The organism is Novosphingobium piscinae (assembly GCF_014230355.1).
Lineage (GTDB): Bacteria > Pseudomonadota > Alphaproteobacteria > Sphingomonadales > Sphingomonadaceae > Novosphingobium > Novosphingobium piscinae.
Window position 1 is genome coordinate 237,193 of record NZ_JACLAX010000003.1, and the last position, 14,107, is coordinate 251,299.

16 protein-coding genes are annotated in these 14,107 nt (G+C 62.1%); 5 read left to right on the top strand and 11 right to left on the bottom strand.

The features are described 5' to 3' along the window. Positions 1-41 precede the first annotated feature (41 nt). Genes H7F53_RS04895 through H7F53_RS04910 form a run of 4 tightly spaced genes read right to left on the bottom strand, consistent with a single transcriptional unit; the run spans position 42 to position 3,547 of the window. A complete protein-coding gene (locus H7F53_RS04895; RefSeq protein WP_185678349.1) occupies positions 42-1,133 on the bottom strand; it encodes an ABC transporter permease in 1,092 nt (363 codons plus the stop codon). Then, on the bottom strand, positions 1,130-1,867 hold the full coding sequence (locus H7F53_RS04900) for an ABC transporter ATP-binding protein (RefSeq protein WP_246438510.1): 738 nt from the start codon (positions 1,865-1,867) through the stop codon (positions 1,130-1,132). The genes H7F53_RS04895 and H7F53_RS04900 overlap by 4 nt, the downstream gene beginning before the upstream one ends. Next, the gene (locus H7F53_RS04905) at positions 1,833-2,873 is read right to left on the bottom strand and encodes a 3-oxoacyl-ACP synthase III family protein (RefSeq protein ID WP_343061918.1); all 1,041 of its coding nucleotides are present in this window, start codon (positions 2,871-2,873) and stop codon (positions 1,833-1,835) included. Before H7F53_RS04905 ends, H7F53_RS04900 begins: the two co-directional genes overlap by 35 nt. Further along, positions 2,870-3,547, bottom strand: a complete 678-nt coding sequence (locus H7F53_RS04910; protein ID WP_185678350.1) for a 3-oxoacyl-ACP synthase — start codon at positions 3,545-3,547, stop codon at positions 2,870-2,872. Before H7F53_RS04910 ends, H7F53_RS04905 begins: the two co-directional genes overlap by 4 nt. 121 nt (positions 3,548-3,668) lie before the next feature. Between H7F53_RS04910 and H7F53_RS04915 the strand changes: the two genes are divergently transcribed. Further along, positions 3,669-4,199, top strand: a complete 531-nt coding sequence (locus tag H7F53_RS04915) for a sigma-70 family RNA polymerase sigma factor (RefSeq protein ID WP_343061919.1) — start codon at positions 3,669-3,671, stop codon at positions 4,197-4,199. After that, the gene (locus tag H7F53_RS04920; protein WP_185678351.1) at positions 4,196-4,837 is read left to right on the top strand and encodes an NrsF family protein; all 642 of its coding nucleotides are present in this window, start codon (positions 4,196-4,198) and stop codon (positions 4,835-4,837) included. The genes H7F53_RS04915 and H7F53_RS04920 overlap by 4 nt, the downstream gene beginning before the upstream one ends. Before the next feature lie 1,209 nt (positions 4,838-6,046). Here the strand turns inward: H7F53_RS04920 and H7F53_RS04925 are convergent. The 6 genes from H7F53_RS04925 to H7F53_RS04950 all read right to left on the bottom strand — a co-directional run bounded on the left by H7F53_RS04925 (position 6,047) and on the right by H7F53_RS04950 (position 10,089). Next, the gene (locus H7F53_RS04925) at positions 6,047-6,673 is read right to left on the bottom strand and encodes a recombinase family protein (protein ID WP_246438511.1); all 627 of its coding nucleotides are present in this window, start codon (positions 6,671-6,673) and stop codon (positions 6,047-6,049) included. Between the two features lie 385 nt (positions 6,674-7,058). Next, complete coding sequence (locus H7F53_RS04930) at positions 7,059-7,751, bottom strand: hypothetical protein (protein WP_185678352.1); 693 nt, start codon at positions 7,749-7,751, stop codon at positions 7,059-7,061. A 660-nt stretch (positions 7,752-8,411) separates the two neighbouring features. Then, positions 8,412-8,753 carry a bifunctional DNA primase/polymerase gene (locus tag H7F53_RS17980; protein WP_185678353.1) on the bottom strand — a complete coding sequence of 114 codons (342 nt, stop codon included), beginning with the start codon at positions 8,751-8,753 and terminating at the stop codon, positions 8,412-8,414. Positions 8,754-8,873: 120 nt separating this feature from the next. After that, positions 8,874-9,086, bottom strand: coding sequence for an aldo/keto reductase (locus H7F53_RS04940; RefSeq protein WP_185678354.1), 213 nt, complete (start codon positions 9,084-9,086; stop codon positions 8,874-8,876). Then, positions 9,083-9,778, bottom strand: a complete 696-nt coding sequence (locus tag H7F53_RS04945) for a DUF1080 domain-containing protein (protein ID WP_221773574.1) — start codon at positions 9,776-9,778, stop codon at positions 9,083-9,085. Before H7F53_RS04945 ends, H7F53_RS04940 begins: the two co-directional genes overlap by 4 nt. A gap of 11 nt (positions 9,779-9,789) precedes the next feature. Beyond that, positions 9,790-10,089 (bottom strand): hypothetical protein, encoded by a 300-nt coding sequence (locus tag H7F53_RS04950; protein ID WP_246438513.1) that lies wholly within the window; start codon positions 10,087-10,089, stop codon positions 9,790-9,792. A 103-nt stretch (positions 10,090-10,192) separates the two neighbouring features. On the opposite strand from H7F53_RS04950, the gene H7F53_RS04955 reads away from it, so the two are divergent. The 3 genes from H7F53_RS04955 to H7F53_RS04965 are packed head-to-tail and all read left to right on the top strand — an operon-like array spanning position 10,193 to position 12,722. Continuing rightward, positions 10,193-10,492 (top strand): helix-turn-helix domain-containing protein, encoded by a 300-nt coding sequence (locus H7F53_RS04955; protein WP_246438515.1) that lies wholly within the window; start codon positions 10,193-10,195, stop codon positions 10,490-10,492. 2 nt (positions 10,493-10,494) lie between these two features. After that, a complete protein-coding gene (locus H7F53_RS04960; RefSeq protein WP_185678355.1) occupies positions 10,495-11,829 on the top strand; it encodes a type II toxin-antitoxin system HipA family toxin in 1,335 nt (444 codons plus the stop codon). Continuing rightward, a complete protein-coding gene (locus H7F53_RS04965; protein WP_185678356.1) occupies positions 11,826-12,722 on the top strand; it encodes an HNH endonuclease in 897 nt (298 codons plus the stop codon). Before H7F53_RS04960 ends, H7F53_RS04965 begins: the two co-directional genes overlap by 4 nt. Positions 12,723-13,239: 517 nt before the next feature. On the opposite strand, the gene H7F53_RS04970 is transcribed toward H7F53_RS04965, so the two are convergent. Then, positions 13,240-14,091, bottom strand: a complete 852-nt coding sequence (locus H7F53_RS04970; protein ID WP_185678357.1) for a transporter — start codon at positions 14,089-14,091, stop codon at positions 13,240-13,242. Positions 14,092-14,107 lie beyond the last annotated feature (16 nt).

Genomic DNA, 14,107 nt, shown 5'->3' on the forward strand with positions numbered 1-14,107 from the left:
GTTGCTGATTCCGGTTCGCAACAGGTCCGGTGCCGGTTACATCAATCAAGCGACCGGGCCTGAGACAGGATGGCGATCGCGGCCGCGATCACGGTGAAGGCAGCCATTGGCAGCGCCTGCGCAAGTACATCCGTCCCGCCTTCGCCGCGTAGCATCACCCCGGTTGCAGCCCGGATGAAATGCGTGAGCGGAAAGAGATTGCCGATAGCCTGCGCCCAGCCCGGCAGCGTGGCGAAGGGGTAGAGAAACCCCGAAAGCAGCATCGCGGGCAGGTAGAACGCCACGGCGCCCTGCAGCGCAGCCAACTGCGTGCTTGCGCGCGCCGCGATGGCATAACCCAGCACGAGGTGCGCCGTGGCAAACAGCGGCAGGATCGCGGCGAGCGCCAAGGCGTCGCCGCGCACCGGCAGATCGAAGAGCCAGGCCCCCACCGCCATCACCGCAAGGCCCTGTACGCTGCCGATCGCGACATAGGGCAGCAGCTTGCCAAGCAGCACTTCGCCGCGCGCAACCGGCAGGATCAGCAAGGCTTCCCAGGTGCCGCCTTCACGTTCGCGCGCAAGGCTCAGCGCGCCGAGCATGATCATTGCGATCATCACCGTTACGCCGATCAGGCCCGGCAGGAAGCTCCAGTCGGCACGCGCTGCGGGATTATAGAGCCGCTCGATCCTCAGCCCGGGACTGGAAACCTCGCCGCGCGTCGCAAGGGTGCGCCAGTACGCCGCCTCGATCCGCGCGGTTGCCGCCGAAGCGAGCGCCACGTTGCTTTCATCGACGACGATGCGAAGCGGACCGCCCTCGGCAAGCGGATTGGCGAAGGACCGGACCTCAGGCAGCTCGACGCCGATCACGGCACCGCCGCGCCTGACCAGTGCCTCGGCCGATCCGGGTTCGCCGGTGGCGACAATCGCTATGCCCGGCTGCCCGCGCAGTTTCTGCGCAACTGCTGCCGTATCGCTGGCGGTCGACGCGGCAATGGCCAGGGCTACGGCGGCATTGGGCCGGATCGCAGTGCCGAACAGCACAATCTGGAGCAGCGGCACGATCAGCAGCAGCGTCAGCGCGATCCGCGTGCGGAGCAACCGTGCCCATTCCACCGCTGCCACAGCGGCGATGCGGCGGAGCCTGCTCACGCTTGTGCCCGCGCTAGCACGGCGGCTTCGAGCGAGGTTGCGCCAGCTGCCCCGATCATGGCGGCAGGCGTCGTCCGGGCACTTGCCCGCCCATCGTGGTAGAGCATGATCTGCGGCAGTCGCTCGGCTTCGGCAAGGTCGTGCGTGCTGACCACGACGGCGCTTCCTGTGCCTGCAAACTGCATGATCCAGCCCCAGAGCGCCGCGCGCGTCACGGCGTCGAGCCCTGCAGTTGGTTCGTCGAGCAGCAGTAGCGGCGGCGCGTGCAGGACACTGGCGGCAAACTGCACCCGCCGCGCCCAGCCGCCCGAAAGGGTGCCGAAGCGCTGCGCCGTCACCGCTTCTAGCCCAAAGCGCGTCAGGGCATCACCCGCTGCTGTGCGGGGCAGACCATGCACCTGCCCATGGAAGTGCAGGTTTTCGATGACGGTGAGCTCGGGATAGAGCGCCAGTCGCTGGCTCATGTAACCGATCCGCCGCCGATCGATGCGGCCCGCCCGGATCGCGGCGCCCAGCACGGTGCCGGAACCGGTGTCAGGCGTGACCAGCCCGGCGAGCATCCGCAGCGTGGTCGTCTTGCCGCCGCCATTAGCGCCAACAAGGCCGAGCAGATCGCCGGCAACGAGGCGGATCGTCACGTCGCACACGACTTCGCGGCCGCCGAAGGCCTTCGCCAGACCGCGGACCTCGACTAGCGGCTCAGCCATGGTTTTGGCGATAGGCGAAACCGCCATACATGTGCTTGCTGGCTTCCGCGCCGAGCACGACGATGTCCTCCCCCGGCGCGGCGCTGGCCCTGAGCGTATCAAGCGCTATCCAGATCGCCGCCGATCCGGTGTTGCCGATCCTGTCCGCCTGCACGAAAACCTGCTCTGGCGGGAGCGCGAAATGCGCCGCGGCGAGCATGCCGATCCGCCCGCTGACCTGATGCGGGACGACATGGCACGCAGCCTCGATCCCGAAACCCTGCGCGGCTGCGGCATCGCGCCCGGCATCGAACAGCCGGTGGCCTTCTGCGCGGATCGCCGCAAAATCATGATCGAAGCGGTGCTGGCGATGCTGGCGAGAAATCCCGGGTGCGCGCCCGCTGCCCAGCGCGCCGAACCATGCCGCTTCAATCGACGAGTGGCCCGCTTCGAAGGCGCCGACGATCACCGCGCCGGCCCCGTCGCCCATCTGCACCATGTTGACGATTTGGTCCGCCTCGGCATCAAGCGAGGCCGGGTCGAAGAACAGCGATCCTGTCTCCGAACCCACGATTGCAATCGGCCCCGAGCCCGTGGCGATCAGCCCAAACGCGATCATCAGCGCATTGGCAAAGCCGGTGCAGGCCTGTCGCAATTCGACATGCGGCCCCTGATACCCGAGTTGGTCCGCAACCACGGCGACATTGGCGGGCAGGGGCTGATCGGGTGTCGTGGTGTGGCCGATCAGGTAGGCAAGATCATGGGGCTTAAGTCCCGCGTCCGAAAGCGCCGCGCGCACCGCCTTTGCTGCGAGCGCCGCGTTGGAATCGCCGGGACGCGGTGTTTCGTCGGGCGCGGCGAAATCACGGCACAGATGGCGGCCTTCGATCCCGAGCCGCTGCGCGATGGCCGCCGCCTCGCGCGTCCGGGCAAAGCCGAAGCGCTGGTGGATCATCGCAATCAGATCAGTGGTCGCGATTGCGTTTCCCGGCAGCGCTTGGCCGCTGCCGAGCACGGCGATCCGGCCGCGTGAAAGCCAGGGTGCGCCGTTCACGGGCGGAGCAACCCTGGCGAAAGCGCCGCAAGGTCTGCCTGCAGCCGCGCCGGATCGACCGCCAGATCCTCGAAGGCATCGGCCGCGAGCATGATGACATCGGCCAACGCCACGCGCGCTGCATGGGCAACGTCCTCGAACGTCTTGCCATTGGCGCGCGCCAGGACGAGCGACCGGCTGAGCCGGACATGCCGCGTCTCGTCCAGCCGGATGCGCGCGAGCCTGTCCGCCACGCTCCGATCTTCGGCAACAGGCGAACCAGGCCGCAGCAACCGGCTGAGGATCAGGCAGACTCCGGCGTCTATGGCGGCGATCCGCGCGAGGTGCGCGCATGTCGAACCGCGCCCAAGATCGATATGAAAGCGCCGCGCCGCCCGGCGCAAGGCCGCCACTTCGACGGGCGGCAGGCTTTCGGCAAGGCCATAGAGCAAGCGGTCGTGAACGCGCTCCTCGGCGGCGATTTCCCTGAGCGCTCGCGCGGCCGCCAGATCGCTGTCCCTTGCCGCCAGGCCATCGAAGGCGATCGCCGCCGCCTCCTCGCCGCAGCCGAGCAGCGGCACCAAGGTTGCGAGCGCCTCTGCCGAACGGTCGCCAAGCCGGACCTCGATCGGCCCTACGCGCGCTGCCCGGTCCGTTTTGCCGAAGCAGAAGGTCGTTCTGACCGACGGGATCATCTCTCGCGCGCTCCGATCTGTTCAAAAGGCGTTGATCTGCCTAGTGCTTCGCAGAGGCATCGCGCGCGGTTACACCTTGCAGGCGTAACCGGAGTGCGACCTGACACGAAGGGCACTTCGCGTGGCATCGGACGAAGCAGCGCTGCAATCGCTGATGCAGGCGAGCATGGCGGGCGATTCGCGGGCGCATCGTGCCCTGCTCGGCGCGTTGATCCCGGTGCTGCGGCGCTACTTTGCAAGGAAAGGCGTGAACGATGCCGACATTGACGATCTGGTGCAGATGACGCTGATTGCGGTGCACGAACGCGGCGATACCTATGATCCGGGAAAGCCGTTTGCGCCCTGGGTCTATGCGATTGCGCGCTACAAGATGATCGATCAGTTCCGCCGCAGGCGAAACCACATCGGGCTTGATGACATTGGCGAGCTCGCCGAGGAGCGTGATTTCAGTGAGGCCCTGACCGCCAGACTGGATGTCGATGCACATCTGGCCAGAATTCCGGAGAAGCAGGCAGCAGCGGTGCGTGCGATCCGGATCGAGCAGCTCAGCGTAGCAGAAACCGCCGCACGCGACGGGCTGTCCCCGTCCGACATCAAGATTTCGGTCCATCGCGGACTGAAGGCGCTTGCCAAGCGAGTTCTCCGCAAGTGACCGACCTCGACAACCTCGTTGACCGGCTCGCCGCGCAGCATCGCCGCACGCCACCGCTCGGGCTGCCGAGCCGGGTGGCGAACGCGGCGCTGCTCGGCGGCGCGGTCACACTTGCGCTGGTGTTCATCTGGGGTCTGCGGCCGGATCTCGCTGCCGCCAGCGCGACCTCGGGCTTCTGGATCAAGCTGGGGTTCGGGGCAGGCTTTGCCGTGGCCGGGCTGGCCGGGCTGGAGGCCCTGTTCAGACCGGAGCGTCCCATGCCGCGCCGGCTCTGGCTCGCTGCCATCCCGGTTGCCGTCATCGTATTCGCCGCCATCAGGGAAGTCGCCACCGTTCCCGTTACGCAGCTGGGGGCGCTGTGGCTGGGCAAGACCGCGCTGGTATGCCCCTTCTCGATCGCTGCTCTTGCTGCCGTTCCGGCGATGGCCCTGATCCTTGCGGGCAAGCGCTCTGCGCCGACGCGGCTCAGGCTCGCCGGCGGCGTCATCGGACTTGCTTCTGGCGGCATCTCGGCAACGCTCTATGCGCTGCATTGCCCGGAAACCGGAATGTTGTTCGTCGCCACTTGGTATCTGATCGGGATCGTGCTTGCGACGGGGATCGGTGCGATTTGCGGCCCGCGTCTGCTCAGATGGTAAGCAATTTGGCAGTAATCGATGCAAGCTGTTGAGACTGCACAGGCAACGACTGCGGTGTTCGGACACATGCGCGGACGCTGAATGTCGAGTATCGGCGAGGAATCTGCCGTTGGGCGCAACGTAGAAGGGCGTCGGCTTCGTCCCGACTTTTGCAGTCTCGGGACAAAGTTGAGATGGCTCATTCAGGGAAGAGCTCCGTCTAAACCTTAGCGGCCGATTGAGGGCGTTGCGACTAGCGCAGCGCCGCCCATAGACAGCTTGGGCTGCGCAAACCGTCGATCTATTTTTTGAATCAATGACACAAAAGTAATCGCTTCACTCGATTATGATTTCCCTCACAGGTCCACGACTGCCCCGTGAGGAGCCTTAGCACCATACCGGGGAGCCAGAGCCTCCACGATGCCGCAGAGGGCCTCATAGTCGACCACAAGGTTTGTCAGCTTGCCGCTCTCGGCTGGACCAGAGAGGATCAAGGCTCCCTCGCCCATGTCGTGAACGCTCAGAGCCTCTTGCCCCTCAGTACGGATGATAAGATCGCGCATGATGTATCCCGTCCGATTGATCTACGTGCCACCACAGCAAATGGCGACAGGCGGTATTTGACACACAATTATACACAGACAAAGCACTTTTAGTTCCACAATTGCGGACTATCCGCATATGTTCCGTACCTTTTCATTGAGCACCAAGAAAATTCTTTTGCTCATGAGAGTTTCTGTTGCCAAACCTTCGCCATCATCGGCGCCATTTTGGTTATAGGCGACCAAGAAGCGTGATCCATCGGCGTCAATCCACTGTAACGATATACCCGAGTATGCGACCGCACCCGAGGCGCCGGGAGCCGCATAGTTCACACGGGTCACGCCTGGATTGCCGTAGGAGTTCTGTGCCACTGTGGCGGCCCGTGAGAATTTACTGAATCCCAACCCAAGCGGGCGCGACACCATCTCTACGGCGCCCCCACAGCCGCTAACCTCTATCGTGCCGTTGCTTAGAGTAGTTAGGTCCTTATCTGAGCCTGAAAGCACGTCCGCTGTCCTGGAGAGGATCGCGCGGGCCTCCGCTAACGGCATTCCTAACCTAACGCCCCCTATTTCCCTCCCCTCAGCACACAAGGGCGAGCAGAGAACGGAAACAGATAGAGCAGCCAATACCGCACGAAGCGCCATAGTCGCCTCCCCAAGGTGGGCCGACGACTAGAGCTAGCCGTCAAGCTACAGCCGCACAGTACCTTGTGACAGTAGCCTTAGACAGGCCAAATTGTTCGCAAGTCTCTCGGATACTAGCCCCGTTATCCTTACGCCACGCGACGACCTCAGCAGCGTTTGCAGCCTTCGGGCGACCTAGGCTCTCCTTGCCCTTATGCGTTCGTCCTGTCGCCTTGAGAGCCTCCCGCGCAGCCTCCCGACCAGCGTCACAGCGTTCCTTGATCCTCTGGCGCTCAAGGTCTGCAATCTGTGCGAGGACAGCCACGACAATCTCCCCAGCTCCTCGCCCGATTGGACCAAGCCCACGAACGTCCAGAGTTACCCCCATGTCCAGCAACCGGCGCACCATTGCTTGCACGTCTAGAGCATCGCGCCCCAGCCGATCCAGTGCATAGAGACACAGAGTATCCCCTTCGCGCACGTATGACAGGAGCTTTGCGAAGCCGGGACGATCCTCGGCCTTGGTAGACCCGCTAACCCCTACGTCCTCAAACTCCCGGTCAAAACTCCCCCCGAGCGCCAGACGCTGCGCTTCTACGCTCTGGTCCCCAGTGCTGACACGGTAGTAGGCAATCCGGCTCATATCTGCCTCACATGGATCAAAAGATATAATGACTATATGAGACATCATCATAATCCTGTCAACATATCTTTTGAGACACCTTGGAGCATCCCGGAGACCCCCCCTCACAACTTACAAGTTTTGAGTCATGCCCGGTGAGGCCGACAATGTCTGGCGCAATGCCAAACGCCTAACCCCTGCCTCCCGAAGGCAGGGCGCCAAATGTGCAAAGGCTTAACCGTGGTTGCTAGCTACGGAGGCGCTGACATCGAGACACCTACGCCCCCGAGTGGCGCGGGTCCCGTTTTGGCCTTCGGGTCCCATGCGGGTCCCATCTAGCGAGAGCGTAAGGATACCCCGAGTGATTGCGAGGGCGTTTCAAAAAAGCCGCTAAAGCCTCGCGTTGTTGGTTGTTGTTCCAACCGGCAAAGGCAGAGTGAGGCCTCAAAAACTATGAAGACTTCTCAGCACTACTTTGGATCGAAGCTCCGTCTGGGGTCTCAGCCACTGATAGTGCGCCAGTGGCACTAGTCGTGACCGATGCAACGCCAACCAACTCGACGTATCGAGAAACACTCCGCCGTGGCGTATAGTTAGGAAGTGTACTCTTCCTAATCTCATCGAAATGCTGCGTGATGATTCCTTCTACACCGCTAACGAAACGTAGAAAAATGCGAGATGCTCCAAGACAAATTACCCACTGTAATGTATCGATTTGCGATCCACCCGACAATATGTTTATCGCAATCAAAGCAGAAGCCGGACTTTGATTAACTGCCTTTACTAAGTCTGAAAATTTAACAGGAGAGTTATGTGTAACAATAGATGGATCTATTAAAATATCTTCATCGGATTCGCAGCCTTCCACCCACTCGATAAATCCGGCTTGCTGCGGCGACAATGGAGCATCACCCTCTATCGATGAATGACGAACTATCGACGAAATTGCATGCTTCAAACTTAAGCCACTCGATGCCTTCTCGATAACAGAAGCTTGCCAATATTCTAATTGCTCAAATAAGTTCGAGTTTGCATGACCAGGAACAAAAGTCGCTACAAGGGCATATCCGAAGTCATTTCTAAAGTACAAATGGGTCTCGACAATCTGGCCGTAGCCCCGTGGGTACTCATCGCTTTCGCTCATCTACCTGACCTCTATTCGCTGGCCGCTATGCGAATGTAGCGCGGCCAAGCAGCGGCGCCTAGGGAGACAGCACAATCATTCACAGGTCCTGGGAAGGCGACAGCCTAACTGCCCCCCCGTGAAAGACCAGAAAATCATCCCCGTCGATCCTCAAAGCGGAATCACAATGCCCCAACTCCGCTTCAACCCTTGCCTTGAGGTACAAACCTAAGGTACAAAACACCCTCACGGAGCTTCTCGGAAACCTCAGAAATCCGCCAATAATGGCCACGGAAGGGCTATTCCTCTTCTGGGCACCATTTCTTCCTCCGGGGGCGGACGCCCCCGGTAGAAAACCCCTCAGTTCGATGGGCTTAACGTCTTCCGGCGCTTGTCCATGCATGCCTTCAACCGCCCCTAGCCATGGCGAAGTGGGGGCCTTTTGGAGGGCCCCCTGGGGGCCCCGTAGGCTGTCCAGCAAATCGCTCCACCACTGCATCATGGCCACCCGTTCGGCCCAGTACTCGGACCGGTTGTAGATCAAACTCACAGCCGTGCCGACCTGCCTGGACATCGCCCGTTCGACAGCATCATGGTTCCACTTGCCGCTCTCGTTCAGCAGCGAAGATGCCGTGGCACGGAACCCATGGGCCGTCATAACACCCTGGTATCCGAGCCGCTTCAACGCCTGGTTAACGGTGTTTTCCGAGATCGGCTTGCGAGGGTTGTGGAACGCGGGAAAGACATAGGGTCCATTTCGCAGCGGCTCCATCTCGCGGATGATTGCGATCGCCTGCTGTCAGCGTCTATCTCCAGCAAGTCTGCGCTTGCTCCGGTGATGACTCCGACGTTGAAGTTGCTGGCATCCCAGCTTGCGAGCAGGGCAGCCTCTGGTGCAGACTCGCGGTAAGGTGTCCAAGTTACTCCAGGCTTCTTGCCGTGGGCGAGGACTGGGAAGACCCGGAGGCCCTGCGCCGCCGCTGTGGTAAAGCGACTTTGGGCAGCTGGATTAGGGTGTATCACTTTTTTACTCCTCGGCCGGAATGGCCGTGGCGGTCCAACTACACTCCCAACTGGCGTTCGTCTCAAGGATACGCGGCAAACACCGGGTAATTGGTTGCAAGGTTATCTCCTCCGTGCCGATTAGTCGGGTAGGACGAACGCATCGCGCGGCATCTGACGCAGGAAGCGGCCAAAGCGATGCTCGCCCAGCGTGCCGCCATAGACGGGGGCGGTGTCGAAATGACGCGCACCGCTCTCCCACGCCGCCAGCATGGCGGCGTGGGCAGTCGCCTCGTCCACGGTAGCAAACATATTGCCCAACGGCGCTCCGCCAAAGCCCATCTTTTCGATCATCGCGGCGTGATCCGAATGTTTCGAAAATGAGCGATGGTGGCCGTCTCAACCCATAGGCCCACGCCGCCGCGCTGATCAGGACCGAGCTTCAGGTCATTGACGATCAGCACTGGCGAAGTGCGATGGTCTAGATAGAGCACCGCTCGAACGCCGGATACCTCTATCCGAACATGCACCCAGCGGCCCGGTGCAATATCAGCGGCAGTCTCGTAACGTTCGGGGCTTTCGCGGCGTAGCCGATCAAAGCGCCAGTCCGGGAAGGCAGCGTATTGCACCGCATGATTGCGGCGTACCTGATCCTGCGCCACGCCATTGGTTGGGCGCAGATAGATGCTCTCGAACCGTGCGCCATCATAGCGAAAGGCGAGCCCTACAAAGCCGCGTGCAAAATCTGGCGCGCCAGGGGCAAGATCGGCCTTCATTTCCGCCTCGATCACGCCATCGTGAAAATCGACCGGCAGCCAGGCCATGAAGTCTCGGTCAGCAAGCTTGTCCTTGGCAGGATCCTGCCAGTGCTCGCGCGGGATGGAGACGCGCAGCCCTTGCTCATCCTTGGTCAGATCCACGCCGATCACGCGAAGATCGGCGGGTGCCGGATCGGTGGCCTGCGCGGTTCCGCCAAACAGCGCCATGGCGACAAGCGCTGTGACCCACTTTTTCTGGGCAAGCCAACTGATGCGATTGAGGGGCATGGGACATTCCGTCACTGATCGAGGAAGGCAGAGAGGTCAGATACGAATTTGACCGGATTCTTGTAGGCCAGCAGATGGTCACCATGCTCCGCGCGGGAATAGACAAATATCCACCGCGCGGCTCTATCACTGTCAGCAAACATGCATCGCAATGCGCGATGAATGCCGAGCAGCGCTGTAGCCCGCCCTTCGCCGTTGAGAAGCCGCTCGGCTGCTTCATCTTGAACGCCCCAGCGCGCGACCAATGCAGCGGCCGCCCGCGCTATGGCCAGTATTTCGTCATCGTCGTATTGAGCGCTTGCGATCGACATGGACAGATCCACTGACTTCGACGCCCCCTCGATAGCATGGAACGTCCGTTCCGGCCACCAATAAACTTACCGATCGGTAAGATATTCTGGATGGACAGCCACATTGGAGCGCTTCCTTCCCGATCGGGAAGAAATGCTCTTGAATCTCTACGGTAGATATGAGAGCTTCCCGCTCGGTAAGACTGACATGATCGACAACGCAACCCAATTCGGCGCAGCCGTCGCCTCGGCCCGCAAGACCCTTGGCCTTACCCAGCGGGAGCTGGCGCTCGCAATCAACAGCGGCGAGCGCTTCATTGTCGATCTGGAAGCAGGAAAGCCCACCGCCCAACTCGGCAAGGCACTCGCTGCTGCCAAGGCTGTCGGCTTGCGCCTCACCGCCACCGGCAGTCCGCAGGCCTGACGTTGGAACTTCCCGTCCACTACGAGAACCGCCTGGTCGCCAAGATCAGTGCCGATGGACGGGCGACCCGCCTCGCGTATGACGAAGCATGGCTGTCTTCCCCAGACAGCTTCCCGGTCTCGCTGGCAATGCCGAACCGGCCGGAGCCGTATGACGGGGAACAGGTCCTTCCCTGGCTGATGAACCTCCTGCCGGAAGGCGAACCGCTGCGCGCCATGACTCGCGCGCTCGGCGCTGCGCCGGAGGACGCGCTCGGCCTGATCGCGCAGACCGGCAACGATCTGGCGGGCGCGCTCAGCATCGCTCTGCAACAGCCGCGCGGCGAGCCCGGCTATCGCCCGATCCCGGATGCCGACGCACTGGAACGGATCATCGAGGAATTGCCTGCACGGCCATTCCTAGTCGGCGAGGACGGCGTTTCGATGAGCCTTGCCGGCGCGCAGGAAAAGCTGCCGGTGGCTGTCATCGACGGCCAGATTGCAGTGCCGATCAACGGCGCGCCATCCACCCATATCCTCAAGCCCGACAATCCACGCCTGCCCGGCAGCGTCCAAAACGAGGCGCTATGCATGGTTCTCGCCCGCCGGATCGGTCTCAATGTCGCGCCAGTTACGACCGGCGTTGCGGGGAAACGCAGCTACCTGCTTGTCGAGCGCTATGACCGGACAGGCACCGGCAACCATGTCCGCCGCCTGCATCAGGAGGACTTCTGCCAGGCTCTCGCCCGTCCTCCCGCCGCCAAATACGAGTTCAACGGCACCGGCACGCGCGGCCCCTCGATCGCCGACATGTTCGCGGTTGTCCGCCAGCATATGACGGCGCGCGACATCACTCGGCTGCTGGACGCCGTGATCTTCAATATCGCCATCGGCAACGTCGACTCCCACGCCAAGAATTACTCGATCCTGCTCGGCCCGGGCGCGCCGCAGCTTGCCCCGCTCTACGACCTGATGTCCGGGCTCGCTTGGGCGAACATCACCCAGAACCACGCCCAGTCGATCGGGGGCCAGCGCCGCGGTCGGCACATCTACGGTCGCCACTGGCGACGCACGGCCGAAGCCGCAGGACTGGCAGCGCGGGGGACGGTGCAGCGGGTGGAACAGGTGACGGCACGGTTGCTGCGCGAACTGCCCGCAGCGGTCGATGAGGTGGCAGCAATGCCAGTGGGTTCGACGATGTTGGAGGTCTTTGCAAAGGAGATCGAGGAACGGGCAACCGAGGTTAGGGCGCACGCCGGGCAGGAAGGCCTGCCGGATGTGGCCGAAGTGCCCACGGAGGAGGTTCCGATGATCGGCGCGAGCGCCTATTCTGCTGACGGGGAAGCGGGAGCGCCATGACCAAAGGAATCTTCGTTCATCGCACCGACTCGATCTACGACGACAGCCCGGCGGAGCAGTATCAGTTCCCGCGCCAATACCTGACCCGAGTCAGCGCCTGCATCGGCGATTGGATCATCTACTACGAGCCAAGCAAGATCCACGACACGCGCGGCTATTTTGCCGTGGCCAAAGTAGCCCAGGTCGTGCCGGACCCAACCGCCAAGGACATGTATCTCGCGCTGATCGAACCCGGCACTTACCTGGACTTCCCCAATCCGGTCCCGTTCAATGGCTCTTTGGGGCTGGTCGAGCGCGGCGTTCTCAATGAGCAGGGCAAGATTTCGGGTCGCGCCCAATCGGCAGTCCGGCCCCTGTCGATCGAGGACTTCAACCGCATCATCGACATTGGTCTTGCGGAAGATGACAGCTTCTTGCCGAGGGTCGATGAGACGGCTGACCACATGCTGCGCGAGGAGCGCTCTCCGTTCCAGTTCGAGATCGAGCGGGACCGCGTGGCCAATCTCGGATCACGGCTGGTCCGTGACCGTCTGTTCCGCCGCCGCGTGGTCGAGGCCTATGATGCCCGCTGCGCGGTGACTGGCCTGAAACTGATCAACGGCGGCGGCCGCGCCGAGGTCGAAGCAGCCCATATCCGCCCCGTGGATCGCGGCGGGCCGGACATCGTCACCAACGGTATCGCCCTTTCAGGAACCGTCCATTGGATGTTCGATCGGGGCCTGATCGGCCTAAACGACGATCTCGAAATCCTTGTCAGTCGACATGCGAACGACCCCGATAGCATCCGCTCGCTGATCAACCGGACCGGCTTCGCCATCCCGCCCCAGCGACCTCTAGAGCGCCCGCATCCGGCCTTCCTGGCGTGGCATCGAGAGCATTGCTTCAAGCACTGACGGAACCTGCATCAGGCGCCGCAGCGGCTGCTATTCCCAAGGCCGACGACCCGATATTGTTTGGTCTGTTGCGGAGACATAATCGACGTGAGACCGAAAAGCTGGGCACAGTGCAGAGCACACCGGACGCGACAAATCGCAGGTAATATCCAGAATAACATTGATATAATACAGTGACTTAATGACTTCACGAGAAATTGGCAGCTTCTCCGTCAAATCTGACTTGCGACCAGCCCTGTCCATCCACGCAAATCACATCTGGCCGGAGGGCAAGGAACTCTGCCAGTTTCAACGAGCTTGACGACCGGTTTGAACATAAGTTGAACAAACTTGCCTTTCGCAGTGCGTTCTAGGCTCCGCCAACATGGAGTCCAGCATGACACGCAATGTTTCCGTCCAGACTTACCTGCCCAAGCACGTCGCTGCCTGGGTTCAGGATGAGGCCAGGGGCCCACGCTTCGCCGCTGATCCACACCCTCTGGAACGCGCTACTTCGCAGAGGAGCCTCTCGGGCCCCTCAAAACCTCGCTGAGAGACCAAGATAAACCTGCACATCCGGGGTTGCCCGGTTGAGGCCAAAATTGCCCCCCAGGTCGAGCTGGAGTTCGTCATGGAGGAGGTAGCTCAGCGCTGCATCAGCGGAGTACTGGCGCAGCGTGCCGGCCGGGTCCCAATTCTGCGAGGTCCAAACCTCGCCCGCCAGCGTGGTCCGGGGCGCGATCGGAACGGCGAGGTTGGCCAAGCCCTGGAATTCCAGGTGACGTCGCTGCGGTGCGAGGGCACCGGCCAGCAGGTTGACCTGCGGCACCAGCGTCAGCATGGCAGGTCCGATTTCCAGCTGGACGGGCACGATCAGTCCGCCTTCCCACTGCTCATTACCGATCCCGCGCTCGGCCGTGGGTGCCTTGACGAACGGCAAGAGCGTCACCTGGACCGCGTCGTCAGGGCCTGTCAGGCGCTGCTTGAAGCGAATGGTGAGATCGCCCACCCCGCGCTGGTTGACGGTCTGCTCGCCCACCCGGGTGCGCACTTCGACAAGCGGGGCGATATTGAGCTGGATGTCGCTGTTGTCGCCGAGACCATACTTCACGGTCGGGTTGGTATAGACCAACACATCCGTGCGGGCTGGTGTGGCGGCAAGGCGGGTCCAGCTGAAAACATCGGCTTCGACCTGTACGGCGCCCTGGGGGACCGTGCATGTAACGTTGCTCTTGGTGGGGCGGTCGGTGCAGATCGGGCCGGGATCCCCGGATGGTGTGGTCGCAATCTGCGTGGACGCATCATCCCCGCCGGTCTGCGCCATCAACTGCGAGGGCAGAAGGATCAGCGCAGCGGCACCGACGGCAAGACAAGGCTTGTGCATGGTCATTCGATCCCTGTGCCGC

Bases quoted from the DNA above. Each gene is read 5' to 3' on its own strand.
- H7F53_RS04970 (WP_185678357.1), bottom strand. From the start codon at position 14,091: ATGACCATGCACAAGCCTTGTCTTGCCGTCGGTGCCGCTGCGCTGATC.
- H7F53_RS04910 (WP_185678350.1), bottom strand. From the start codon at position 3,547: ATGATCCCGTCGGTCAGAACGACCTTCTGCTTCGGCAAAACGGACCGG.
- H7F53_RS04900 (WP_246438510.1), bottom strand. From the start codon at position 1,867: ATGGCGGTTTCGCCTATCGCCAAAACCATGGCTGAGCCGCTAGTCGAG.
- H7F53_RS04965 (WP_185678356.1), top strand. From the start codon at position 11,826: ATGACCAAAGGAATCTTCGTTCATCGCACCGACTCGATCTACGACGAC.
- H7F53_RS04940 (WP_185678354.1), bottom strand. From the start codon at position 9,086: ATGATCGAAAAGATGGGCTTTGGCGGAGCGCCGTTGGGCAATATGTTT.
- H7F53_RS04930 (WP_185678352.1), bottom strand. From the start codon at position 7,751: ATGAGCGAAAGCGATGAGTACCCACGGGGCTACGGCCAGATTGTCGAG.
- H7F53_RS04950 (WP_246438513.1), bottom strand. From the start codon at position 10,089: ATGTCGATCGCAAGCGCTCAATACGACGATGACGAAATACTGGCCATA.
- H7F53_RS04925 (WP_246438511.1), bottom strand. From the start codon at position 6,673: ATGTCTCATATAGTCATTATATCTTTTGATCCATGTGAGGCAGATATG.
- H7F53_RS04945 (WP_221773574.1), bottom strand. From the start codon at position 9,778: ATGCCCCTCAATCGCATCAGTTGGCTTGCCCAGAAAAAGTGGGTCACA.